The organism is Bacillus sp. FSL R5-0585 (assembly GCF_038004545.1).
Taxonomy (GTDB): domain Bacteria; phylum Bacillota; class Bacilli; order Bacillales; family Bacillaceae_G; genus Bacillus_A; species Bacillus_A cereus.
The window spans coordinates 2,455,865-2,480,711 of the sequence record NZ_JBBORJ010000001.1; the positions used below are offsets into that span (position 1 = coordinate 2,455,865).

The following is a 24,847-nucleotide window of genomic DNA, read 5'->3' on the forward strand; positions in this document are numbered from 1 at the left end:
ACCTGCAATCTAACAAAAAAATAGCTCCACCATTAGGCGTAGCTATTTTTACAATTATTGCTTATTCAAATTATATTCCTTTATCTAACTCATAAAGTTTACGATACTTTTCATTTTCTTTCAGAAGTTGTTTATGACTACCTTGCATGACAATTTGGCCACGATCAAGGAATATAACTTCGTCTACATGTTCTATTCCTACAAGATGGTGCGTAATCCAAATAACCGTCTTTTCTTCCGTTGCAGAAAACATTGTTTCGATTAAAGACAATTCTGTTTTTGGATCTAAACCGATAGTCGGTTCATCAAGTACAATAATTGGTGTTTCTTGCATAAGAGTTCTAGCAAAAGCAACCCTTTGTCTTTCCCCACCAGAAAACCGCTTTCCCATTTCATGCATTTTTGTTTGTAATCCGTCCGGAAGAGAAGTAACATGTGAAGCTAATTGTGCTTTCTCTAAAGCTTTCCATATCTCTTCATCCGTCGCCTCTGGTTTGCCAATTCGTACATTATTTCCAACTGTCGTATCAAACACATGCGGCTTTTGATTTAATACAGAAATATATTTAGATAAAAGATTCGTATGAGCTCGTTCACCATTCAATACAACTTGGCCATTTACTGGGCTTAACGCCCCTGTTAACAATTTTAGTAAAGTAGATTTCCCTGTCCCACTTCTCCCTAAAATAGCAATTTTCTTCCCTGCTTTTATTTGTAATGATACATCTTTTAATACAATCTCATTACTATCTGGATAACTATACGATACGTGATTCAGTTCAATATCTACATGTTTTGGTTCAATATAATCTTTCTCTCCATGCAAATCCGTTTCATCATGTAAAACACTATCACTTTCTACGCCATTAAGACGATGGGTAGATTCTACGTACGACGGTATTCGATCGATGGCATCTGCAATAGGAATAAGCGCGTTTGTTACAGATAAAGTCATTAATACGAAAGCTGCGATAACTGTAGGAGCAATTTGTTCACTTGCCGCTTCATTCCCAGTCCATATGATCATCGAAATAACTACAATACCTACTACTAATTGAATGATACTGTCCCGAATATGATACCAGCGTTTCACTCTCTTTTCGATTTTTAACAACTGATCATTTTGTTTTACATACTCATTAATAAATTCATCTTTACGACCACTTGCTTGCCAATCAGATAATCCAAAAACAGCATCTGTCAGTTGTTGATACAAACGGTTTCTTCCTTGCTTTAAAGTAACATGATGTTTCTTCATCAAAAGTAATGATACAAACGGAAGAAGAAAAACGATAATAGCTAACATACAACCTACAATAAGTGCAAAAACAAAATCAAATGCACCGATAACAAGTACGAAGATACTATAAACAACTAACGCTAATATGCTAGGAAATATTGTACGTAAATATAGGTTTTGCAAATGCTCTATATCTTCGGATAACACTCCTAACATATCACCCGTTTGAAATCGAGAACGGAAAAATAACGCCTGTGGTTCTACTATTCTATATAGCCTCGTTCTCATTTTTTCTAATATACGTAGTACGACATCATGTCCGACTAGGCGCTCTATATAATGAAATACAGCTTGCCCTATACTAAACGCTCTTGTTGCAACAATAGGAACATATACAGCCATTACATTTTCTGGTCTAAGGGCAGATTTTGAGATCAAATAACCTGAAATAAAAAGTAACATCGCTCCTGAACTAACTCCAAGAAGACCAAGGAAAATAGTTAAAGTCATTCTACCTTTATTTTGTTTTATATAAGGTTTAACCCAGTTACTCATTTCTCTCCCCTCTCTTCCCTATGAAAATGTAATGTCTCATTCTCTAAAAGTTCTTCATACGTCCCACTTTCTTTCATTTCCCCTTTATTTAGAATAAGAATATGGTCCATTTGTTTCATCCAATGTAGACGGTGAGTTGCTAAAAATACTAACTTTCCATTAAATAGACGTAACATCGCTTGCTTTATTTCAAATTCGGTTTCAATATCAAGATGTGCCGTAGGCTCATCTAATAAAATGATTGGTTTTTTACTTAAAAGCGCACGCGCCATAGCAACACGCTGTTCTTGTCCGCCACTTAGCATACGTCCACCTTCTCCAATTCTTTCGTGTATCCCATTTGGAAGTGATGTAACGAGTGAACGAAGGCCGACTTCATTAATAACTCTTTCAACTTCTTCATCTGTTGCATTTGTTTCATAAAAACGAATGTTATCCTTTAATGAAAGCGGAAAAATATAAGGTTGCTGCGGAATATAAGCAATATTTTTTTGCCAATCTTCACGAGTAGATCCATCAACTTCTACACCATTTACTAACATCTTTCCACTCGAAGGAGATAAAAAACCTGCTAATACGTCGATTAACGTCGATTTCCCTGCACCACTTTCACCAATAACACCAATAGCACCGTTACCTTCCCAAGTAAAATTAATTCCTTCTAATATAGCCTTTTCAGATTCAGTATTATTAACTTTGATATCTTGTAATTTCAAGCTACTAGAGGCATTCCATACTATATCTTCATTTAAATCTTTCTTTTGTATTCCTTTTTGTTGTTGCAAAATCTCTTCTATTTGCTCCATCGCAATTTGTCCATCTAATGTCGCATGATAATTTGCTCCCACTTGTTTAATCGGCAGAAAATATTCCGGAGCTAAAATCAAAATTGTAAGGGCTGGTAATAGTATAATCGTTCCATCTATTAAACGTATCCCTAATCCAACTGCCACAAACGCAATTGATAAACTCGTAAAGAAATCTAATGCAAAAGAAGAAAGAAAAGCAACTCGCAAAGTACGCATCGTTGCTTTTCTATATCTTTTACTTACTTTTTCAATCTTTCCTTCGTGCTGTTCACTTTTCCCTAAATACTTTAATGTTTCTAAACCTTTTAACGTATCTACAAAATGATTCGAAAGTACACGATATATCTCATACTGACTATCTGCCATTTTTTGCGCTGCTAATCCGAGAAGAATCATAAATATGATCACGATAGGAATCGTTACAACTAAAATGATTCCAGACTCAATATCTAGCGTAAAAACATATAGTACAATTAGACCTGGAACGATACTACTTCTAATCATTTTAGGAATCGTTAATTCAATATATGTTTTAAATTTCTCAATCCCCTCAATTGATAAGGTAACCAGATGACCAGTTCCAACAGTTTGAACATACCTTGGACCTAATGTGAAATATGCCTCTATCAATTGTTTTCTTAGTAACGACCCTGTTTTTTCAGCAAAACGTTCCACTAATATTTGTGATGTTCGAACTACTATGTTACGCGCTGCAAACGCGATACCAAAATAAACAACTTCACTTAATATTGTTTGTACTGTCTCTCCATGAAATAAAAACGTAATAGCTCGTGCTAAAAAGATTGTTTGCGCAATAATACTAAAAGCTTCTAAAATACTAATAATCGTTAACGCTACATATAAAATACGGCTACCGGGATAAGACGGAAGTCCTCTTTTTCTTTTCATTAGTACTCCAAATCGTTGTCTGACTTAACAGGTTGTCTAAATACATAATAACTCCATATTTGACTTCCGATAACGAAAGGCAAAATAGCAATCGCAAAGTAAGTCATAAGTTTTAATGCATAAGCTCCTGATGCTGCGTTGTAAATTGTCAAATCATTCATTGCTCCTAAAGAGCTAATCATAACACGTGGGAACATACCGATAAATACACTCGCACTTAGTAAAATGATCGTTAAACTCGTCATAAAGAAAGCCCAACCATCTCTTCTTCTTTTATTTAATAAAGTGGACACTAATAGTGCTACAAAAGCTCCGATTGGTACCATAATCCATTCTGTTCCATGAGCAGTGAAAATGTCGGTTTTCCATAACCCCACACCAGCAAAAACAAGAAGTGTAAGTAATGAAAATGGTGCAATTTTTATTGCAGCAATTCGTGCACGTTCTCTCAATTTACCAGTTGTACGTATCGTAAGAAATTGTAATCCGTGAACAATACATAGTAGGAGAAACATTACTCCTCCAAGTAACGCAAATGGATGAAGTAATTGCAAGAAGCCACCTACAACATTTTTACTCTCATCAATAGGTACACCTACCATAAAGTTTGCAATCGCAACTCCCCAAAGGATAGGAGGTAACATACTTCCAATAAACATCCCCCAATCCCATGCACTCTTCCATTTATGATTATCTATTTTCGCACGAAATTTAAAGGAAACACCTCTTAAAATTAAAGCAAGAAGCATAAATACAAATGGAATATAAAAACCACTAAATAAAGTTGCATACCAGTGCGGAAATGCCGCAAACATGGCTCCACCAGCACAAACAAGCCATACTTCATTCGCGTGCCAGAACGGTCCTATTGTATTTAAGTAAACTCGTTTTTCAAAATCATTCTTTCCTAAAAACCTCGAAACCATTCCTACACCAAAATCGAAACCTTCCAGTACGAAGAATCCAACAAACAAGATTGCAATAACTAAAAACCACAACTCATTAAGAGATAACATACTCTTCCTCCTTATCAAATGGATCATGGCTTTGATAATCCTTTTTCGTTTTCTTATTCGTGTGGCCCTTAATGGTACGAACGAATAAGTACACACAAATTCCACCCATAATTAAATACATTGATGTGAATGAAATAAGTGAGAATAATACTTCACCGAATGTTACATTTGGTGATACAGCATCTTCTGTTTTCATTACACCAAATACTACCCAAGGTTGACGACCCATTTCAGTCATAATCCACCCTACTGTATTACCGATGAATGGAAGAGAAATTGCATACACCATTAATTTTAAATACCACGTTTTTTCAGCTAAACGATCTTTTCTTGATAAGAACCATCCGTAAGCTCCTAGAAGAAGCATGAATGTTCCACTCATTACCATCGCTCTAAAACTCCAAAACATTGTATGCACTGGAGGAATATAATCTCCAGGTCCATATTTTTCCTCATATTGTTTTTGAATTTGATTCATCCCTTCAACTTGACCGCTAAACTTATCATACGATAATAGACTTAGCATATAAGGGATTTGAATTTCAAACGAATTTTCTTTCTTCTCTGTATCAATTTTCGAAAATACTGTAAATGGTGCTGGATCCTCACTTGTATTCCATAGCGCTTCAGCTGCCGCCATCTTCATTGGATGTGTCTTAATTAATTGTTGCGCTTGTGCATGACCAAAGAATAATACAAGCGCCGTTGTAATTGTTCCAACAATGATAGAAATTCGGAAAGATTTTTTAAATACTACAGTTTCTTGTCCTTTTGTAATTTTCCATGCACTTACACCAGCAATAAAGAATGCACCTGTTGCAATTGCCGCTGTAATTGTATGCGGGAATTGTACCCATAGTTGTGGGTTTTGAATAATGGCTAAGAAATCATTCATTTGCGCACGACCATCAGCTGCCATTTCATACCCGACAGGTGACTGCATAAATGCACTTGCAGTTAAAATCCAGAATGCTGATAACATCGTTCCAATTGAAAGGAGCCAAATACACATTAAGTGAATTCGCTTCGGTAATTTGTCCTCACCGAATACCCATAAACCTAGGAATGTAGACTCAATGAAAAATGCCAGTAATCCTTCAATTGCAAGCGAGGGACCAAATACATCACCTACAAAACGTGAATACGTTGACCAGTTCATACCAAACTGAAATTCTTGTAAAATACCTGTTACTACACCTACTGCAAAGTTAATAAGGAATAATTGCGTCCAAAACTTTGCCATCTTCTTATATACTTCTTGCCCTTTTACCACATACAACGTTTGCATGATCGCAATAATAAAAGCTAAACCAATTGATAGCGGAACAAAAAAGTAATGGAAAATCGTTGTTGATGCGAACTGTATTCGTGCCAATTCGAGCGTTTCCATACTAAAATCACTTCCTTCATAGTTTTTATAATAAAAGTTAATTGAGCAATCTTATCAAACTCAATTATTAAGAAATACGAAAAGACAAAAACATTTTGTATGTATTGTCGAAAAATATGAAGTTTCAGTTTTTCAAACTATTGTAATGCTATTTTTTACCTTTTCACTATTTCTGTAGTGTTTTATTCGTTAATCGAATTGTATAATATACCTGCATAGTAAATTCAGGTTATTTTTGACGTATTATTGACATCATTTTGTCTGAAATATGTCTTTTGTCATTTTTTTGAAGCAGATTTTTCTCATTAGCAAAATGTGTTTTTTCAATATACTTCTTACTTTTATATCTATAAAACAATCGTTTTTTCTTCATACGCTTGACTTTTACCCGAAAAAATGTCCTCGAAAGCAACCTCGATAAATGCTTATTTTTTGTCAAGAGAAAAATGTATTTCCAAAATTCAAACTCGAAATAATGTTATTCAAAAATAGAAAATAACTTCCCTCTTCCTCGACTAAAAGTTCATTTTTTTGTCATGTTTCCAGAACAAATAAAAAAACTGAGAGTCGATTAAACTCTCAGTTTTTTTTATTTATTTTGCTGTATGTTTTCTAACGGCTGGTAAAATTTCAGTAGCAATGAATTCAATATTTTTCTCAATTTTATCAAATGATACACCGCCAAAATCGATTTGTGCCATAAAGCGTTGTTGGCCAAACAATTCATATTGGTAAAGCATTTTCTCAATGATTTGTTGTGGGCTACCAACCATTAAAGCATCACGGTAATCTATTGCATTTGTAAATTGCTGTTTCGGATACCCACCACCGCGCAGTGTAAGCATACCAGCATTAATGTGAGGGTAATATTCACTAAGTGCATCTTGTGAATTTTTTGCCGTATAAAATAAACTCGTTGTTGCAACTGGCAAACTTGTTGGATTGAATCCACTTTGCGCAGCCGCCTCACGATAAGCATCTACTGATCCTTTAAAGTTAATAGCTGGACCACCTAGTGTTGTTATCATCATTGGCACACCTGCACGTCCTGCTTTAATTGCACTAGCTGGTGGACCTCCAACTGCACGCCAAATTGGTAAGTTATTATTTTTCGCTCTTGGAATAACCGATGCATGTGCGAGCGGTGCTCTAAACTGTCCATTCCATGTTACATGTTCCTCGTTATTAATTTTTAATAAAAGATCCATCTTCTCTTCGAATAATTCTTCATAATCATTCACGTCATAACCAAGTAAACTATATCCTCCAATACGAGATCCACGACCAGCCACAATTTCTGCACGTCCATTAGAAATCAAGTCAATTGTAGCAAAATCCTCATATACTCGTACCGGATCAGATGTACTTATTATCGTTGCTGAACTTGCAATTTTTATATTTTTCGTAGCTTGTGCAATAGCTCCTAAAATAACTGTATGAGCTTGTGTTGTAAAATGTGTTTGATGACTTTCACCGACAGCAAACACATCAAGCCCTGCCTCATCTGCTAACTTAGCTGTTTCAATTAGTTCGTGAATTCTTTTCTCTGGCGTAATTTTGTCCCCATTATGTGGATTTAAAACATGATCACCAATTGAATATAATCCAAACTCAATTCCTTTTCTTGTATCTATACGGTATTTTTCCATAGTTACTCTCCCCTTTAATAAAGTAGTATTAGTTTTTTTCTAAAAACGTTGGTAAGTCAAGTTTATCTCCGTATTACCTACACCATCACTTGATTAGTCAATTGATAGTGTAAAAAAAATTACTCTTGCGGTAATTCTTTTTTTTCACTATGCTTATGAACTTTCGTCATCAGCTCATATAATATTTTCTGCTCTTCTTCATTTAATACATCATCAAAAAACGATGATTGAAATGCAAGTTGCTCTGGCAATGCTCTCTCTAAAGCTGCTTCTCCTTGCTCTGTAAGACTAATTGTTTTCGTTTTCCAATCTTGTTTTCGTACAATATACCCTTCCTTTTCAAGACGAGTTAACATTCGAGAAATGCCACCTTGTGTAACAGTTACCTTTTCAGCTAACTCCATTTGTGTTAGTGGTTGATACGTACGTATTTGCAAAAGCACATCAAATTGAGCTGTCGTTAAATCAAAACGTTTTAAAAACTCATTTGACATTTGATTACTTTGGTTCGTAAATCGTATTAAACGTAACCATATTAATGATCCTATCGTATTATCACGCATGTTTGATCACTTCCTATCGTGAATCTTACTATCACTTTACTACGCAAGTGATAGTAATGCAAGAGAAAATCACATTTTTTATATAACTCAACTTACTTTTACTTAACTAAAGGCATCACTCGTGTAGTATTAGGTCTACTTGCCATTCTCTACATCTTCATAAAAAAAGGATTAAGCTCCAACGCCAATCCTTATCATGCATTTATTTTTTGTTTTCAAAACAGTATGTTTGAAATTCACACCATCTAATCTATTATTTTCTTTTATCGTAACGTAAATTCATTTGAGCATACCGTCTTCATGTAAAACCTGTATAAGTTTGCATAAAAAACCTTGTTTACACCAATTGGGCTTTTACAGGATATATCATTTAAGTTCTACCTTTACTTCCTCTTTAGACATAACATCAGGTCTATAAATTAATTCAAGATTAGAATCACCTTTTTTCGCTTCAAACGTTATGGCTCCTGTTATCTTACCGTTTGGATCTACATCTTTAATTTTAAAAACGTTTTTATTACTAGTTGAAAATGTATGGTCCACGATACTTCCATCTCCTCTTTCAAGGTAAAAATCTAATGGATTAATTCTAACTTTTTGATTACCAATATTCTCTACTGTAACATGAACAATAACAAACTCATTACCTTTTTCCAGCTTATCATATTCTGCCACTTGTGCTATTTGTACTTTATGGACTGTTAATTTTTGATTTCTAATTTGAGTAGTTTTTTCAACATTATATTCTCTTGTATCTTCATTCTTCGTATTTTCTTTTTTGGCACTACTTTGCTCTTCCTTCGTATTATTTGATACAGTTTTAGCTACTTCTTTCTTCTCATCACATGCCGATAAACTGAAAGCTAACGTCCCTGCTAAAGTGACTGTCGCGATTTTTTTAAACATAAATTCCCTTCCCCCAATGTAAAAATGATAAAAGTTCCCAAAAACTATATATTATACTAACAGATAAATGAACAGCATATTGTCGTTATGTGTCGAATGTAATAAAGCTATGTATAAGTATGAAGTCTTACTTTGCTTCATCTCTCAACTGTTCGACATATGATAAAATTTTAACAATAAGACATCCACCTTACTTACGAACTCTTTATTCCCATAACTATGTGTATCATAAATTTTTAAATAAGAAAAAATTAAAATAAAATGATAAAATTAAACAAATCACTAATATAAAGGTGGGCAGAACATGCATATTTCTAAACAATTTATAAAACCATTCCCTGAATATGAAGACATATTTTATGATGATTTGGAACAACATAAAAAGCACTTTTTACCCATTTGTTCTATAAACTTACAATGTATTGAACCGGAATTGGACGAATGGGTACATATTGTGTCAGCAAAAGAAATCCATGATGGTTGCGTGGGTGATTTCACCAAACCATTTCACACAAATTTTACGAAAGCAGATACATTAGGATTCGATGTCATTAATGGAAAATATAAATTTGAAGCGGATTGGAATTATTTCGAAATCGAACAAAATAATTCTGACATAATAGAACAAGCCTATGAGAGTAATAAAAGAGATTATCAAATCCGTAAAGAGTATTTTCAACGTAATCAAAAAATTTATCCTTATTCTAGCTTAGGAAAAGAAATAACATCTGTAGAAGTATTAGAACAAGAGTTTGTTGAAAAACAAACAAATGGCTGGGGATTAAATTATCCTGTGGTAAATGGTATCCTAGATGATGTTCGTTTTATGACAGAAGAAGGTGAAGAATTATTAGAAGACTGCGATAACGAAGACGAAATTTTTGACTTTACGAATCTTCTATATATACCAAAAGATGAATATGGACATCCCTTTACATATGTTGGATTTGTTACAGGATATTATTTTCAAGCTTATGGTGCCGATCGTATTTACTTATTCTTTAATAAAGAATTAAGAAAAGCAGTAATTTGTTTTGAATATACATAAGATAATTAAGAAAAGTCCATTTTGAACATTATTACTTGAATCAAAATGGATTTTTTATAAATAATTTATTTCTATTTCAATTCCGCATCTACTGTGAAATGTGTAAAACCTCATATAATGTAATATCCTCTATCTCTTCAATTTCAGGCTTTACTTCATAAAATTCAAACTGACTATATCCCCACTTATCTGGGTTATACACTATTACATTCCCTTTACAATTTTCTGTATTCTGGACATTCTTATTAAAAAAGTTAAATTGAGTTTCAATCAATGAATTCTTTTGAGAAATACTCCCCACGTATTCAACAACATACTTACATTTCTTAAAATCATCACTTAGATTAACAACTAATGGAACACCTATATGTATTTGTTGCCAACCAAACGATTGTAAAATATTATCGTAATACCCTTCAAAGATAAATTTATTCATCCCTTCATGCCCATTCCAAATATATAAAGGTGCATAGCAGTTATAAAAATTCCCGTCTTTCTCCGTTTCCGTAATTAAATAAGCTTTAAAATTTAGTGCTTGGAAACCATCAGTTTTATAGCCATTATCCTTTACCCTTTTCTTAATAATTTCCATGTCATAATCCTTTGGAAGAATGACCTTATATTGCATTCCAATCATGTTTATCACTCACTTTCAATCTTATATACATTATGATAAATCGATAAGTGGCTAACGTAAAATAGGTATAAATTATGTTTGGTATCATTTATAATGATAGTGCATAAGGGGCTGAGATACTTGGAAATAAATGATCTTATTATATTCAAAACTGTAGCTAGTGAGGGTTCTATTAGTAAAGCTGCTAAAGAGTTAGGATATGTTCAACCGAACGTAACTGAGCGAATTAAAAAATTAGAACAAGAGTTAGAAACACCTTTACTACATAGAGATAACAAAGGCGTTTCCTTATTACCTGCTGGTGACATTTTATTAGATTACACGAATAAAATATTAACTCTATTAGAAGAAGTAAAAGATGAAATTAAAACGAGTGGTTCTTCTTATATAATAGCGACGTCACAATCTATTTTGACAAATTATTTAAGTAAGCGTATTGAAGAAAACTTTAGAAATTATCAAATATATGTAGAAAGTAGTAGTCATTTGCAAAAATTACTGCAGCAACAAAAAGTTGATATGGTCATAACTTATGAGGATTATCCTGACGCATCGTTTAAAAAAGTGTTCACGACCTCAATTTCTGTAGGCTTATTAAAAGCGAAAGAAAAATGTACCATTGATTATTCAAAAGAAATTTTCTTCGTTAGCAATGACAAAAAGTGCCCTTTTAGAAATAAGACGATACAATTTCTAAAAGAAAATAATTTATCTCAGCGTCAACTTCAACAATTAGATTCTTATTCGCTTATGGAAGAGTTTATTCAGGACGGAAAAGGGATAGCCTTTTTGCCGATTAAAAATGATAAATTGGTACCAATTGAAGATGTTCCAGTTGAGAAATTAGCTGTTCATTTTTTTACAAATCAAAACTCTTTCAAACAAATCCCTGATGAACTATTTGGTTAATAAAAAATCCCTCCTTTATGAATCTAAAAGAGGGATTTTCATATTCTATACAATTGATTTTTCACACATTTTGCTCCACTTCTGCACTTTTCTCCTTCTTATTCCGTTTCATATTCTTCAGTCCCTTAACCGTGCCAACTAATCCTTTCGGGAAAACTAGCAATACGATAATGTACAATAAACCAAGAATAATTGTCCATCGTTCAAAGATCGGATACTCTGTAGCTAGTTCTGATAAATAATATTTTAGAGATTCAATAATTCCAGCTCCTGCAATTGCTCCAATTAACGTTCCAACCCCACCAATCATCGTCATCAATAATGCATTTAATGTCATTTCAATTGAAAATACAGTCGTATTAACAAAACGCAATGTGATAACAAATAAACCACCGCTAATCGCAGCTACTACTCCTGCAACAATGCTAGCAATAATTTTATAATGAAGCACTTTATATCCTAGTGCTTCAACACGTTGCTCATTTTGGGAAATTGCCTTTAATACTTTTCCAATAGAAGATTTGGTGAAAAGACGTAACAGAACAAAAATGATAAGTAAACATATAAGTGTTACATAATAAAACGTAAAACGATCACGGAATACGTCTGGTACCCCAAATGTAAAACCATCTCCTCCGTGAGTAAGCCCACGCCATTTTTCAGCAAGTACGAAAAATAACTGTGAAATAGCAAGTGTTAACATTGCATAAAAATGACTTTTCAATCGTAAAGAAAGCAAACCAATTATATAACTAACGATTGCTGAAACGATAATTGCAGCTACTATTCCAATTAAAAAGTTCGTTATTGATACGCCTTGTCGATCAAATAAAAGCGCTACCCCATATGCTCCTATCCCAAAGAACATACAATGACCGAACGATACAATTCCTGTATACCCAAGCAATACATCAAAACTCATTGCAAAAATAGCAAAGATGAAGATTTGAGTGAACAAAATTAACAGGCTCCGTGAATCATTTACGAACGGAAATCCACTTAAACAAATGAGCATACATACTCCGAAGTATACTTTAATTCGGTCCGATGTGTTGTTCACCATTTCACCCCTTTTCACCAACAAGTCCAGTTGGCTTCACTATTAAGAAAAATAGTAACATTAACATATTAATTGCAAGTGATAAATCTGGTATAAAATACGCTGTAAAAGCACCAGCTAATCCGACAATTAAAGAAGCAATAGCTGAACCTTGAACGCTTCCTAATCCACCGATAATTACTACTATAAAAGCTAAAATTGCATACTGCATGCCCATCTCGGCGAAAATAACGCCCGAATACGGCGCTAATAAGAATCCTCCCAAAGCTGCCATCCCTGCCCCTAATAAAAAGACGAAAGAAAATATCGCTTTTACATTAATACCAAGCGCTTGAACCATTTCTTTATCCATTACACCTGCACGGATCATAAGACCTATCTTCGTCTTTTTGAGTAATAGTAGTAGTGCAATGTAAATAATTATCCCAATTAAAATAACGAATAGACGATATTTAATTAATATAATACCTCCGAATGTAAAACTTCCTTGTAACCATAACGGTAATTTTGCACTAATAGGGTTTGGCCCCCAAAATATTTTAATACACTCACTAAGAACGAGCATTCCTCCAAGCGTAACGAGCAGCTGTCGAACATGATTTCCATATACCGGTCTAATAAGAAACCTTTCTAAAATAAATCCTAGGAACATTCCCATGGCTACTGCTCCAACTAAAGCTAATATATAACTTCCTGTCATATTAAATAACCAAACACCTGTAAATGCTCCCCATGCAAATAAACCACCGTGTGCAAAGTTTAAAACGCTCATTAGACCGAAAATAAGTGAAAGACCTGATGCTAACAAAAAAATGAGCATCCCTGTTGAAATCCCATTTACAAATAAATTGATTAACACATCCATCCTTTTCACCTCGGATTCATGTTAAGAGATTCCTAAATATTTATGACACATTTCCTTATCCTTTTTTAATTCATTCATAAAACCGTTATGAACAATTCGTCCGTTATCCATAATGTAAAAATAATCGCCAATTTGACTGGCCATCATAAAATTTTGCTCAACAAGTAAAACTGTTGTTTTCTCTTTCATCTTCAAAATAGCTACCATTAATTTCTCCACCATTATCGGGGATAGCCCTTTGCTCGGTTCATCAATAAGTAATAATCCATCACTATTAATAAACGCTCTTGAAATAGCCAACATTTGCTTTTGCCCTCCGCTCAAGAGCCCACTTTTCTTATTCCAAAACTGCTTTAAATCCGGAAATAGTTCCAGCATCCACTCTATTTTCCCTTCTACTTCCTCACCTTTTCCCCTAGCAAGAGCGAAAGTTTCTTCTACTGTCAAATCATGAAAAATACCTTGATTTTCTGGTACATACCCTATTCCTTTCCTTGAAATTAAATGTGTAGGTAATCCACTCACTTTTGCACTATCATAATAAATTTCACCATCTGCAATGCGGTGAAACCCCATCACTGAACGTAATGTCGTTGTTTTTCCTGCCCCATTTCTACCAAACAGTACAGTAATCGTCCCTTTCTCAACAGCAAGAGATACTCCTTGCAAAATATGAAACTGATCTAAATACGTTTCTATATTATTCACTTGTAATAGTGCCACTATATAATCCCCCTAAATAAGCACTTTGTACACGCTCATCTTTCATAATTTCTTCTGGCAATCCTTCAGCCAATAACTCTCCATGAAATAAAACGATAAGATGATCTGACAAACCTAGTATCATATCCATTTTGTGTTCGATAAGTACAATTGTGCTCTCTGGATGTTTCTTAATATTTTCAATCACTTGTAATATAGCAGGGACTTCCTCAACCGAAATACCTGCCGTCGGCTCATCAAGTAATAACACATCCGTTTTTAAAGCTAATAACATCGCAAGTTCTAGCTTCCTTTTCTCTCCATGTGCCAAATCTTTCGCTAATACGTTCTCTTTCTCATGAAGTAATACTGTTTTTAAGAAACGTCTCGCCTCTCCAACTTGTTGCTTTAATTTTGCTGGACTCGGGAAAAAACTATAGTAATCTTGTACGAATGATTGAACACTTAAACGGACATTTTCAAGTACCGTTAATTCTGAGAATATGTTTGTAAGCTGAAAAGAGCGACCGATTCCTAAGCGTGTTCGATCTGAAATCGATAGTTTTGTAATATCTTGCCCTTTAAAATACACTTCACCTGTTGTGGGTGAAATCTGTCCACTTAGTAAATTAAATAACGTTGTCTTCCCCGCACCATTTGGCCCAATAATAGAAATGAGCTTTCCTTTTTGGACAGTTAAATTTACATCTTTAATAACTTGATGTTCACCAAAAGATACACTAAGATTTTTCGTCTCTAGCAAATGTGTCACGAAATCCCTCCCTTTAAAACCGTGAGTATGAAAGAAATATGTATAAAGAGGGTCCCCCCTCTTTATACAAAAACAACAGAAAATTCAGTCTATTTATTTTGAACTGGTGGTTCTGTTTCTTTCATCGTTAATTCTCGCTCTAACACTGGCACCGGATAATCAACACCGTCTTGCTTTTTCAATGTGATAGAATACAGTGTCTGCATCGCTTGGTGGTCCTTCTCTCTAAACTTCATCTTTCCTTTCGGTGTATCAAATTCCATTCCTTCCATTTTCTTAATCAAGGTATCTACATCTGTATCACCTTTTGTTTTCTTTAAGGCTTCTACAATAGAAATTGCTGCTGACATTCCTCCCGCTGTAAACAAATCTGGCACTGCACCATTAAAACGTTTTTTATGCTCTTCAACTAGCCAATCATTCACTTTATTTTTTGGAAGTGTGTGATAATATACAGAAAAACCTTGCATACCTACTAATGCATCCATTGTTTTTAATGCTGGTATATCTGGCGCACCTGTAGAAATTTTAATACCTTGCGCTTCCACATTCATATCTTTCAACTGTTTCCAAGGTGAATTTGCCCCTGCCCAAACGATAAATAAATAATCTGGTTTTGAACTAATGATATTTTGAATATTCGCTGTAAAATCTGTTGAATTTGTATCCGCGTATTGCTCATTCACAATGTTCGCACCTAATTTTTTCGCACCCGCTTTAAATGCAGCAATCCCTTCACGACCAAAAGCGTTATCTGGGGCAAATGTTGCAATCTTTACATCTTTTTTCGCAATTGCTGCTGCTCCTGCAATCGCATCTTGTGAGGAACTTCTTCCAGTTCTAAAAATATATTTATTCCAGTTCTTCCCGGTAATACTATCCGCAACTGCCGGTTCTACAACCATAATCTTTTCATATTCTTCAGCCAGTGGTAAAACCGCTAACGTATCACTTGAACTAGACGATCCAACTAAAAAATCAACTTTCTCTTCTTCTAATAACTTCGTAGCTTTTTTAACTGCTACATCCGCTTTCGTTTCTGTATCTTCTACAACAAACTTAATCTTTTTCCCATCTACTTTCCCAGTTCCACCAGTTGCATAATCTAACCCTAATTCAAATCCGTTCACTGTTTGTTTTCCATACGATTCTAGCGGTCCTGTTAAAGAAGCAAGGACTCCTACCTTAATCGTTTTTTCATCCTCTGTACTTGTTTTCTTTCCTGAACAAGCTGCCGTTATTAATAACGAACCTAAAACACAACCAGTAAACATTGTTTTTAGCCACTTACGTTTTTTCATCGACATTGTGATCCTCCCCATACTTTACTTTCTGATAGAATCAAACACGCCAAAATCCCCTGTCCGTAATCATGACTAACTAATTCGATAGATAATGGAAAACTCTTGTAGTACCCTCTACATTCGGCACAAATATATAATCACCTTCCTATGTAATGGAAACGGACATACAATCAATATATATTCTGCAATCCAATTGAAAATACTGTTTCATTTCAGTAATGACCATACAAAAAGACTAACTTATTTTTAAGTTAGTCTTTTCCCCTTAATTAGAGTTAAGTTCTACTTTCTCTAACCCTTCAGCCAATTGTTTCTTATCTAGTCCTTCTCCTATTACTACTAAGTTTGTCGGGAAACCGAAGTCTTGTTCTAATAAAGTTGGTACTCCGAACGAATATTGGAATAGGTGAGGGTATTTATCTCCATGGAATTTCACAAAACCTTTCACTCGATAAATACTATCTGGTAAATTCGAAAGCCATTCATATAATTTGTCTTGATCAATCGGTTTCGTAAATTGATATGTCATTGTTTGTATATGTAAATGCTGTTTGACATGTAGTGTCTCGTGTTCCTCATCATTTGGAAATTCTGCTTCTTCTATATCTTTTAAAGATATATTACAATACTTTGTCTCATACATTTTCGCATGATCATTTATTGCCTTTACTTCTTCAAATACTGTATTCTTATCTTCATCTGTTAGTAAATCTGCTTTATTAACAAGAATGTGACTACCAAATTTCAGTTGCTCATGCAATAGCTGTTGTACATTTGCACTTAATATACTTCGATTTAACCACCTTACTGCATCTAAAACGACTACAATTGATTTCACTTCCAGAAAAGGAGCTAAAATTGGCGAGACACACGCGTCTAACACTTCAATTGGATGCGCAACACCTGTCGTTTCTATATAAATTACATCTGGTCTTTCTTGTTGGTATAACGAATGTAATTGTATTTCAAGCTCTTCTTTTAACGTACAACAAATACATCCTTTAAGAAGTTCTCTTAAAACATTCTCTTTTCCAATAATATCTGTATCTACTGAGCATTCACCAATTTCATTCATTAATACTGCAACTTTTCTATTCTTCTTTTTCTCTGCTAACAATAAATTTTGTAATAATGTTGATTTTCCACTACCTAAAAAACCACCTAATATATGAATCTCCACTTTATTCATTCAACCGACCATCCATTTCTTTACTTCAAATGTATTCAAAGCGTAATAATTACGATTTATATTTATCATTTTATTAAAAGAATGACCATTTGTAAATATAAGAGATTCACTGTTCATTTACTTCATATGCAACTCTAACTCCAGACTCAATTGCCCCTTGCATCCATCCATGTGTTAATGTCGTATGCTCTCCTGCAAAATGTACTTTTCCAGATGGTGGTGTAATATACGGAAATAACTCGAGCTCTTGGCCTGGTTCGAAAGCTGTAAATGCACCGCAAGAATACGGATTTTTACTCCAGCTAAAAGATGTTCCAGTGACAAACTCACTATAGACGATGTCACCGTATATTTCCGCTAAATTTTTTAATGCGTACCGAATACGATCTCTTTGCGGGAGACTATCCCATGTTAACGCCTCATCTGCCCACGTATAACTTGCTATAACGATAGCTGGTCCTGGAGTATGAATGCCATAACTCGGATAGTATGTAAACCGTATCGGTAAATCAGTAATAGATTTACCGCCACACTGTCCCGCTTTCTCCCAAAATCTACTTTTAAACTCTATTGCAATTTTAGTTGCAGCAATATAATTTAATTCACGAATTGCTCTTTTTTTAAAATAAGAGAATAAATAGTATGGCTGAACTTCTACAAATCTTAACGCTGAAAACGGAATTGTAATAATAGCAAAATCACTTGTTATTGTAAATTGCTCTAACGTTTGTTCATGATTTCCTTGTAACATTACTTTATTATCTTCTTGTATAATTTTATCAACCTTATACGGCATTAAAATATGTTCCCTTAATTGTGGTAAGAATGCATTCGATAACTTATCCATTCCACCAGTTATTTCATAATATTTCGTTGTTGAAGTAAAGAAAATCATTTCACGTAATACTTCAATTAAGGACATTCCCATATAAGCTTCCATATCAAGAAGTACCCCAATCATATCTATCGCACCATCTGAATAATACTCCATTAAAAATGAACCAAGCGAATACGTTTTATACTTTTTTTCAACGATAAGCCAGTTTTTATCAGGATCCTTCTTAATGTAATTTAGTATTGGTTCTAATACTTCAATCATTAGCTCTTCTGCCGTTTTTCCTCTTTCTTTATCCAAAACCGGATATTCAAGTACACTTGGATCATTTTCAAACACATTCAATCTCGTTTGAATGTTATTCGTATAAATGATATCTGCAAAAGTTTTATTTATAAAAAGGTTTAAAGGTAGTTTAAATTTATGAATATACGCTAAGGTTAACTTATGGGTGTCAGGGATTCTCATCGGTCCCGCATTAAAATATAAACCCACACTAAATGGTTCCCGAATCGTATACACTCTGCCACCTATTCTGTTATTTGCTTCTATAATCGTTACTTCGTGCCCAGCCTCTTTTAATAAAGAACCTGCAACTAATCCAGAAATCCCTGCACCTGCAATCGTAATCCGTTTTGGGTTATTCTTTTTAACAAGCCCTGCATGAATAATATGAAGCATTTCTTCCATTGCTAATGGATTCCCCATGCCATTTCCCCTTTTACAAAGGATTTTACTGAATTATATTCGGTTCACTGAATTCCTATGTTTTGTTCGCGGATTTGCACGGATACATTTTCAAATACTTGAATATCTTTTATAAAATGTAATAAACTAGATATGACTCTATAGAAGTAAGACGTATTATCTTACATAATAAAATCAATGAAATTGCGAGGAATTTTGAAATGAAAAAAGGTATTAACCGTGTTGTATTAGTAGGAACAGGAGCAGTTGGATGTAGTTATGCTTACTGCATGATTAACCAGGCTGTAGCTGAAGAATTTGTTTTAGTCGATGTAAATGAGGCAAAAGCTGAAGGGGAAGCAATGGACTTAAGTCATGCTGTTCCATTCGCACCAGCTCCAACTAGAGTATGGAAAGGCAGCTACGAAGATTGTAAAGATGCTGACCTTGTAGTTATTACAGCTGGATTACCACAAAAACCAGGCGAAACACGTTTAGATTTAGTTGAGAAAAACGCTAAAATCTTCAAACAAATCGTTCGCAGTATTATGGATAGCGGATTTGATGGCATCTTCTTAATCGCAACAAACCCTGTAGATATTTTAACTTACGTAACTTGGAAAGAATCTGGTTTACCGAAAGAACGTGTAATCGGTTCTGGTACAACGCTTGATTCTGCTCGTTTCCGCTATATGTTAGGTGAGTACTTCGATATTGGTCCACACAACATTCACGCTTATATTATCGGAGAACACGGCGATACTGAACTTCCAGTTTGGAGCCATGTTTCCGTTGGTATCCAAAAACTACAAACACTGCTTGAAAAAGACAACACGTATAATCAAGAAGATTTAGACAAAATTTTCACAAACGTCCGTGATGCAGCTTACCATATTATTGAGCGTAAAGGCGCAACTTATTATGGTATCGGTATGTCACTTCTACGTGTTACAAAAGCAATTTTAAACGACGAAAATAGTGTATTAACTGTATCAGCTTACTTAGAAGGTCAATACGGTCAAAAAGATGTTTATATCGGGGTACCTGCTGTTTTAAATCGCGGCGGTGTTCGTGAAATTTTAGAGGTTGAATTAAGTGAAGATGAAGAATTAAAATTCGACCACTCTGTTCAAGTATTGAAAGAAACAATGGCTCCGGTTCTTTAATGAAAATAAAAAGCAATCCAATTTATTTTGGATTGCTTTTTATTTTCATTATCTCCTATGACTTTTTGTGATTTTCTATCATTTCTTATTTTTTAGTCGCATCCTCATTATTTATATCAAGTACATCTAATAAAAAGATAAAGATTGGTATCCCGATAATAAGCCCCCATATTCCGAGGAAATGCTCTGAGAAGATAAGAATCATAAATGTGTAGAATATTGGTAAATTTGTTTTTGCAGACATAAACTTCGGATTTAAAAAATAACTTTCAAGAGCATGGATTACTGTTATGAATACGAGTATGTATACTACGTACATAACTCCGCCTACGTTGTAAGCAATGATACAAAGTGGAAACAAAGAAATAATCACACCTGCAACAGGAATCAAGCCTAGTAAGAAAATCATAACAGCTAATACAAGTAGCTGTGGAAATCCTAAAACGATTAATGCAATAACAGTAAGAATACAATTTACCACGGCAATTAAAAACTGAGCTTCAATTACTTTGCCGAACGATCTTGCAAATCTTTCACCAAAATATGCAATTTCCTCATAAAAGATTTTTAACTTACTATCTTTAAACTTAGATGTAAATGTAATAATACGCTCTTTTTCTAATAAGAAAAATAAGCTTAAAATTAGAGATAATAATATTTGTAAACTTACCTTCCCTATATTTGCTATTGATTGATATATGACGTCTACACCTTGTTCTATATATTTTGATACTTCCATCCCATTAATTGTCGAAAGTGCATATTTAACGATTTCATTATCAGGTGGATTTTGAAAAAACAGTTTAAATTGATAAATTAATTGTGAAATTTGTATCGTCAGCACAGGTAAATATTTATATAATGTTGTGCCTATAAAGGAAACTAGTATTATATATAAACATGCAATAACAATTTTCCGGTTTACTTTCAATTTTCTTGAAATAAAACGTTGAAATCGATCCATTAAAAACGTCAGTATAAACGTAATTAATATTAAATTAATCATACTTTTTAATGCGTATAATACAAGCGCTACTATTATTAAAACGAGAAACCGTTGAAACCCTCTACTTCGAAAAAAACTCTTTACTTCATTCATTAAGAATTAACCTCCCCCTTCAATGGATGGAAATTGAATATATTACATTTTATGAACTCCTATAGACAATCTTTCTTACTAATTGAGAAGAATCCTTTTTTTCTTTTCATATTGTTAGATTCGTTTAACTGGAATCCACCAACATAATTTAGGTGGATTCCAGTTATTTTTCATATAATCTTTTATAAACTAGGTGATTTTCTATTTTTAGACTGCTGTTCATACGCATATCCAATATTGAAAAGCTCTTTTTCACCAAACTGTTTCCCTACAAACACTACACCGATTGGTTCTCCATTTTTATCATATCCAGCAGGAACCGCTAATTCCGGATAACCAGCTACAGCTGATAGAAGGACTTCATCGTTATTAATCATAACTAGAGCATCCAAACCTTTTTCTACTAAATACCTATCTAGCTCTTTTCTTGCATTTTCTTGACTCGTTTGCACTACGTTTTCAAACTCTTCTTTCGTTATAGCAGATTTTTCAGACCCTTCAATTAATGTTTGTCCGTATTTTATTCGTCTTTTACTATCCTTTTTATTAAACGCTATAATCTCTTCTAACGATTTTACCGGTACATTCTTTTGCTGTGAAAGATAGTCGTTTACATTATGCTTGAACTCATATTCTAATGTTTGCAAATTATCTACACCCTCAGCACTTAACTGGATATTATCAGTTAATATCGCACCTGCATCTTGAAGGTCTTTTCTAATTTTTTCTGCTACTGCTTTTCTATTTTCATCTTGTTGGTCTACAGAAAAAAGAAGCCCTATCTTTTTCCCTTTTAATCCATCTATTGATAAATCCTTTGTATAATCAATCCTTTCTTTATCTTTCATTTTTTCTGTCATAATATCTTTTTCATCATAACCTATCATTGCATTAAATAGCGTTGCTGCATCTTTTACTGTTCTTGCCATAGGTCCTGCTGTATCAAGAGTTTCAGCTAATGGAATAATTCCTGTTCTACTTACCATACCTAAAGATGGACGTAACCCAACTACTGATTGCTGCGCCGCTGGTGCAACAATCGATCCCGTCGTTTCTGTTCCAATTACAAGCGGCGCAAAATCTGCTGCAACTACTGTAGCCGATCCTGAACTTGATCCTGAAGTATCGAATGTAATCGGACCGTACGGATTTAAATTTTGTCCTTTCTTCCCGCTATACCCGCTTGGCATTGTAAAAGATAAATAGTTCGCCCACTCAGACATATTCGCTTTTCCTAAAACAAATGCTCCTTCTTCTTTCAACTGCTTCACAATTGTTGCGTCTTGATCTGCAATCCAATCTTTTAATACATAAGTTCCTGCACTAGTCGGCATCACTTTTTCCGTCTGTACATTATCTTTTACAACGACAGGAATACCATATAAATTCGACTTTTTGTTTCTCCCCCGCTCTTGATCTAACTTTCTTGCTTCTTCCATCGCATTAGGATTTATCTCTGTAACAGAATTTAATGTTATTCCATTTTGATCATGTTCTTGTATTCTAAAGAGATAAATACTCGTTAATTCTTCATATGACAACTTTCCATCATCAATCATTTTTTGAAGCTCATCTATAGTCGCATTTACAACTTCTTTTTCTTTTATCTTTACATTTTCTATATTGATTCCTTTAAGCTGATTATGTATCGGTTGTAGCACTCTTTCTTTATCATATACAATACGCTCAGGTTCCTTTGGAAAATAATTTTTATACACGTAATATCCGCCGGCACACGCTAATAAGACAATGCCTCCAGTGATAGACAGCGTTACCTTTACCCATTTCTTCATGTTGCTTCCTCCACTCTATAAGATGCTTAGCTATACAAAAAAGAGAGTTACCTTTTACTTAACTCTCTCCAATCAAAATGCTAAATGAAAAAATGAAAGATTTCAATCTAATTACTTCTTTTTTTGCATTTGCTTTGCTAACATTTCTTTCACTTGATTATACGTTAACCCTGAATTTTTATTTAAACGCTTTACTTCCTCAACATCAGTACCTACCACTGTATATTTTTTCTCATCATTCATTTTTCTAATTCCCTTCTCACCGTATTATTTCTTATATTTCTTCCCTAAATGCGCATAAATTAACACCACTACAAAAAAGGAAGCTGTTTTTAAGCACAGCTTCCTTCTCGTTACATATTGTATTTCTTAATAAAATTTCACTACATCTTCAGTAGGCAAGAACGTTCTTTCTGCTGGTTGTTCGTTTGGTTCACCAAATGGCATTTGACCTACTAAGCTCCACTCTGCCGGAATGTTCCAAGTTTCTTTCACTTCAGCATCTACGATTGGGTTGTAATGTTGTAATGACGCCCCAATTCCTTCAGCAGATAATAGCATCCACACAGTATGTTGTAACATCGCATTTCCTTGATGAGACCAGAATGGAAACTGATCTTTGTATAATGGGGCATTTTCTTGCATTTTTTCTACAGTTGCTTGATCTTCAAAGAATAGAACTGTTCCTACACCTGCATGGAAGCCTTTTAGTCTTTCTACAGTCGCTTCAAAGTTTTCTGCTGGTACGCGTGCTCTTAGTGTTTCTTTAACGATATCCCAAAACTTTTCATGCTCTCCATCCATTAATACAACCATACGACCACTTTGCATATTGAAAGATGTTGGTGCGTGTAAAGCTGTTTTTAACACTTCTTCAATTCTTTCTTTCGTAATTGCATCGTTTTTTGTTACTTTACGAATTGAACGGCGGTTCACGATTGCTTCTTTTAAGTTTGTTGTAGTTGCTGACATTTTAATTCCTCCAAATGTTTGTTTTATCATTTATTTTGTTATTTCATAACAAGCGAATTAGCAATATCCATCGGTATTACATTGCATACCTTCAAATGAATTTGTTTTATCCTTTTCAATTTCTTTATCAATGACCCTTTCTAGTGTTTCTTTACTAGCAAGCCCTTGAATGACTTCATCTCCAATCATGACAGTTGGAACAGCCATAATATTCGCTTCATCATATGCGTGTTGAATTGCTTCTTGATGCTTTTCTTTATATTTACGAGTTACTAAAGCATCTTTAAATTCCGCCTCAGGAAGTCCTACTTCTACCGCTAATTTTGTTAACACATCAATATCTTCAATGTTTTGCTCTTCTTGGAAAAATGCTGTGAATACGCGGTGATGATACTCATTACCTAGTCCACGTTCTTTCGCAAATTGACATCCTTCGAAAGCTAAATGTGTATATGGATGTGGTGAAACACGTGGCAAGCGCATATCAATTCCTAACTTCTTCGCTGTCGGAAGAATGAAAGCATCCCATGAACCTAATTTTTCTGGTTCATTCCATGGATCTATTTTTGAATATGGACTTGGACGTAATTCAAATGGCATCCATTCAATCTCTACATCTTTCTCTTTCGCTACCTCATCTAATGGACCTTTTGCTAAAAAACAAAACGGACATATAAAATCTGAGTATACTTTCATTTTTACAGTCATAACTTTTACACCTTACCTTATCGTTGTAATCAAATAAGTTACATTAATGATAAAAAAATATAAA

23 protein-coding genes are annotated in these 24,847 nt (G+C 34.1%); 3 read left to right on the forward strand and 20 right to left on the reverse strand.

All coding sequences use genetic code 11. The annotated features are described in order from the left end of the window. Window positions 1-70: 70 nt before the first annotated feature. The 7 genes from cydC to MKY38_RS12600 all read right to left on the reverse strand — a co-directional run bounded on the left by cydC (window position 71) and on the right by MKY38_RS12600 (window position 9,037). A complete protein-coding gene (gene cydC, locus MKY38_RS12570) occupies window positions 71-1,795 on the reverse strand; it encodes a thiol reductant ABC exporter subunit CydC (RefSeq protein ID WP_097862601.1) in 1,725 nt (574 codons plus the stop codon). After that, window positions 1,792-3,513, reverse strand: coding sequence for a thiol reductant ABC exporter subunit CydD (cydD, locus tag MKY38_RS12575; protein ID WP_000824039.1), 1,722 nt, complete (start codon window positions 3,511-3,513; stop codon window positions 1,792-1,794). The genes cydC and cydD overlap by 4 nt, the downstream gene beginning before the upstream one ends. After that, the gene (gene cydB, locus MKY38_RS12580) at window positions 3,513-4,529 is read right to left on the reverse strand and encodes a cytochrome d ubiquinol oxidase subunit II (protein ID WP_000950085.1); all 1,017 of its coding nucleotides are present in this window, start codon (window positions 4,527-4,529) and stop codon (window positions 3,513-3,515) included. The genes cydD and cydB overlap by 1 nt, the downstream gene beginning before the upstream one ends. Continuing rightward, window positions 4,516-5,919 carry a cytochrome ubiquinol oxidase subunit I gene (cydA, locus tag MKY38_RS12585; RefSeq protein WP_000448870.1) on the reverse strand — a complete coding sequence of 468 codons (1,404 nt, stop codon included), beginning with the start codon at window positions 5,917-5,919 and terminating at the stop codon, window positions 4,516-4,518. The genes cydB and cydA overlap by 14 nt, the downstream gene beginning before the upstream one ends. 593 nt (window positions 5,920-6,512) lie before the next feature. Continuing rightward, entirely contained in the window at window positions 6,513-7,568 is a 1,056-nt protein-coding gene (locus MKY38_RS12590) for an LLM class flavin-dependent oxidoreductase (protein WP_341049120.1), read from the reverse strand. A gap of 119 nt (window positions 7,569-7,687) precedes the next feature. Next, a complete protein-coding gene (locus tag MKY38_RS12595; RefSeq protein WP_001205523.1) occupies window positions 7,688-8,131 on the reverse strand; it encodes a MarR family winged helix-turn-helix transcriptional regulator in 444 nt (147 codons plus the stop codon). Window positions 8,132-8,497: 366 nt separating this feature from the next. Next, complete coding sequence (locus tag MKY38_RS12600; RefSeq protein ID WP_000473159.1) at window positions 8,498-9,037, reverse strand: DUF4352 domain-containing protein; 540 nt, start codon at window positions 9,035-9,037, stop codon at window positions 8,498-8,500. 304 nt (window positions 9,038-9,341) lie between these two features. Here MKY38_RS12600 and MKY38_RS12605 point away from each other — a divergent pair, with 304 nt between their 5' ends. Further along, on the forward strand, window positions 9,342-10,085 hold the full coding sequence (locus MKY38_RS12605) for a hypothetical protein (protein ID WP_000548214.1): 744 nt from the start codon (window positions 9,342-9,344) through the stop codon (window positions 10,083-10,085). A gap of 88 nt (window positions 10,086-10,173) precedes the next feature. On the opposite strand, the gene MKY38_RS12610 is transcribed toward MKY38_RS12605, so the two are convergent. Further along, the gene (locus tag MKY38_RS12610) at window positions 10,174-10,722 is read right to left on the reverse strand and encodes a DUF4865 family protein (protein ID WP_000579891.1); all 549 of its coding nucleotides are present in this window, start codon (window positions 10,720-10,722) and stop codon (window positions 10,174-10,176) included. 120 nt (window positions 10,723-10,842) lie between these two features. Here MKY38_RS12610 and MKY38_RS12615 point away from each other — a divergent pair, with 120 nt between their 5' ends. Further along, complete coding sequence (locus tag MKY38_RS12615) at window positions 10,843-11,631, forward strand: LysR family transcriptional regulator (RefSeq protein ID WP_000404991.1); 789 nt, start codon at window positions 10,843-10,845, stop codon at window positions 11,629-11,631. A gap of 61 nt (window positions 11,632-11,692) precedes the next feature. On the opposite strand, the gene MKY38_RS12620 is transcribed toward MKY38_RS12615, so the two are convergent. From MKY38_RS12620 to MKY38_RS12650, 7 genes are all read right to left on the reverse strand, one after another. Next, window positions 11,693-12,646, reverse strand: a complete 954-nt coding sequence (locus MKY38_RS12620; protein WP_041184025.1) for a branched-chain amino acid ABC transporter permease — start codon at window positions 12,644-12,646, stop codon at window positions 11,693-11,695. Between the two features lie 49 nt (window positions 12,647-12,695). Next, a complete protein-coding gene (locus MKY38_RS12625; protein WP_000382787.1) occupies window positions 12,696-13,556 on the reverse strand; it encodes a branched-chain amino acid ABC transporter permease in 861 nt (286 codons plus the stop codon). 21 nt (window positions 13,557-13,577) lie between these two features. After that, window positions 13,578-14,279, reverse strand: a complete 702-nt coding sequence (locus MKY38_RS12630; protein WP_001196696.1) for an ABC transporter ATP-binding protein — start codon at window positions 14,277-14,279, stop codon at window positions 13,578-13,580. Beyond that, on the reverse strand, window positions 14,257-15,030 hold the full coding sequence (locus MKY38_RS12635; protein WP_000149339.1) for an ABC transporter ATP-binding protein: 774 nt from the start codon (window positions 15,028-15,030) through the stop codon (window positions 14,257-14,259). The genes MKY38_RS12630 and MKY38_RS12635 overlap by 23 nt, the downstream gene beginning before the upstream one ends. Before the next feature lie 89 nt (window positions 15,031-15,119). After that, entirely contained in the window at window positions 15,120-16,337 is a 1,218-nt protein-coding gene (locus MKY38_RS12640) for a substrate-binding domain-containing protein (RefSeq protein ID WP_000061996.1), read from the reverse strand. Window positions 16,338-16,599: 262 nt separating this feature from the next. Continuing rightward, window positions 16,600-17,523, reverse strand: coding sequence for a CobW family GTP-binding protein (locus tag MKY38_RS12645; RefSeq protein ID WP_341049121.1), 924 nt, complete (start codon window positions 17,521-17,523; stop codon window positions 16,600-16,602). A 106-nt stretch (window positions 17,524-17,629) separates the two neighbouring features. After that, on the reverse strand, window positions 17,630-19,066 hold the full coding sequence (locus MKY38_RS12650; RefSeq protein WP_000528002.1) for a flavin monoamine oxidase family protein: 1,437 nt from the start codon (window positions 19,064-19,066) through the stop codon (window positions 17,630-17,632). Between the two features lie 200 nt (window positions 19,067-19,266). Here MKY38_RS12650 and MKY38_RS12655 point away from each other — a divergent pair, with 200 nt between their 5' ends. Further along, on the forward strand, window positions 19,267-20,211 hold the full coding sequence (locus MKY38_RS12655; RefSeq protein ID WP_086388624.1) for an L-lactate dehydrogenase: 945 nt from the start codon (window positions 19,267-19,269) through the stop codon (window positions 20,209-20,211). An 85-nt stretch (window positions 20,212-20,296) separates the two neighbouring features. Here the strand turns inward: MKY38_RS12655 and MKY38_RS12660 are convergent, their stop codons facing one another. From MKY38_RS12660 to MKY38_RS12680, 5 genes are all read right to left on the reverse strand, one after another. Continuing rightward, window positions 20,297-21,310, reverse strand: coding sequence for an AI-2E family transporter (locus tag MKY38_RS12660; RefSeq protein ID WP_001006597.1), 1,014 nt, complete (start codon window positions 21,308-21,310; stop codon window positions 20,297-20,299). 182 nt (window positions 21,311-21,492) lie between these two features. Further along, window positions 21,493-23,103 carry an amidase family protein gene (locus tag MKY38_RS12665; RefSeq protein ID WP_114555689.1) on the reverse strand — a complete coding sequence of 537 codons (1,611 nt, stop codon included), beginning with the start codon at window positions 23,101-23,103 and terminating at the stop codon, window positions 21,493-21,495. 111 nt (window positions 23,104-23,214) lie between these two features. Further along, on the reverse strand, window positions 23,215-23,346 hold the full coding sequence (locus MKY38_RS12670; RefSeq protein WP_000997344.1) for a hypothetical protein: 132 nt from the start codon (window positions 23,344-23,346) through the stop codon (window positions 23,215-23,217). A 126-nt stretch (window positions 23,347-23,472) separates the two neighbouring features. After that, window positions 23,473-24,075 (reverse strand): nitroreductase family protein, encoded by a 603-nt coding sequence (locus MKY38_RS12675; protein WP_001277021.1) that lies wholly within the window; start codon window positions 24,073-24,075, stop codon window positions 23,473-23,475. A 57-nt stretch (window positions 24,076-24,132) separates the two neighbouring features. Continuing rightward, window positions 24,133-24,783, reverse strand: coding sequence for a DsbA family oxidoreductase (locus MKY38_RS12680; protein ID WP_000216673.1), 651 nt, complete (start codon window positions 24,781-24,783; stop codon window positions 24,133-24,135). Window positions 24,784-24,847: the final 64 nt, after the last annotated feature.

Bases quoted from the DNA above. Each gene is read 5' to 3' on its own strand.
- MKY38_RS12650 (WP_000528002.1), bottom strand. From the start codon at position 19,066: ATGGGGAATCCATTAGCAATGGAAGAAATGCTTCATATTATTCATGCA.
- MKY38_RS12610 (WP_000579891.1), bottom strand. From the start codon at position 10,722: ATGATTGGAATGCAATATAAGGTCATTCTTCCAAAGGATTATGACATG.
- cydC (WP_097862601.1), bottom strand. From the start codon at position 1,795: ATGAGTAACTGGGTTAAACCTTATATAAAACAAAATAAAGGTAGAATG.
- cydA (WP_000448870.1), bottom strand. From the start codon at position 5,919: ATGGAAACGCTCGAATTGGCACGAATACAGTTCGCATCAACAACGATT.
- MKY38_RS12645 (WP_341049121.1), bottom strand. From the start codon at position 17,523: ATGAATAAAGTGGAGATTCATATATTAGGTGGTTTTTTAGGTAGTGGA.
- cydB (WP_000950085.1), bottom strand. From the start codon at position 4,529: ATGTTATCTCTTAATGAGTTGTGGTTTTTAGTTATTGCAATCTTGTTT.
- MKY38_RS12665 (WP_114555689.1), bottom strand. From the start codon at position 23,103: ATGAAGAAATGGGTAAAGGTAACGCTGTCTATCACTGGAGGCATTGTC.
- MKY38_RS12605 (WP_000548214.1), top strand. From the start codon at position 9,342: ATGCATATTTCTAAACAATTTATAAAACCATTCCCTGAATATGAAGAC.
- MKY38_RS12640 (WP_000061996.1), bottom strand. From the start codon at position 16,337: ATGTCGATGAAAAAACGTAAGTGGCTAAAAACAATGTTTACTGGTTGT.
- MKY38_RS12675 (WP_001277021.1), bottom strand. From the start codon at position 24,075: ATGTCAGCAACTACAACAAACTTAAAAGAAGCAATCGTGAACCGCCGT.
- MKY38_RS12625 (WP_000382787.1), bottom strand. From the start codon at position 13,556: ATGGATGTGTTAATCAATTTATTTGTAAATGGGATTTCAACAGGGATG.
- MKY38_RS12600 (WP_000473159.1), bottom strand. From the start codon at position 9,037: ATGTTTAAAAAAATCGCGACAGTCACTTTAGCAGGGACGTTAGCTTTC.
- MKY38_RS12660 (WP_001006597.1), bottom strand. From the start codon at position 21,310: ATGAATGAAGTAAAGAGTTTTTTTCGAAGTAGAGGGTTTCAACGGTTT.
- MKY38_RS12590 (WP_341049120.1), bottom strand. From the start codon at position 7,568: ATGGAAAAATACCGTATAGATACAAGAAAAGGAATTGAGTTTGGATTA.
- MKY38_RS12595 (WP_001205523.1), bottom strand. From the start codon at position 8,131: ATGCGTGATAATACGATAGGATCATTAATATGGTTACGTTTAATACGA.
- MKY38_RS12620 (WP_041184025.1), bottom strand. From the start codon at position 12,646: ATGCTCATTTGTTTAAGTGGATTTCCGTTCGTAAATGATTCACGGAGC.
- cydD (WP_000824039.1), bottom strand. From the start codon at position 3,513: ATGAAAAGAAAAAGAGGACTTCCGTCTTATCCCGGTAGCCGTATTTTA.
- MKY38_RS12655 (WP_086388624.1), top strand. From the start codon at position 19,267: ATGAAAAAAGGTATTAACCGTGTTGTATTAGTAGGAACAGGAGCAGTT.
- MKY38_RS12670 (WP_000997344.1), bottom strand. From the start codon at position 23,346: ATGAATGATGAGAAAAAATATACAGTGGTAGGTACTGATGTTGAGGAA.
- MKY38_RS12680 (WP_000216673.1), bottom strand. From the start codon at position 24,783: ATGACTGTAAAAATGAAAGTATACTCAGATTTTATATGTCCGTTTTGT.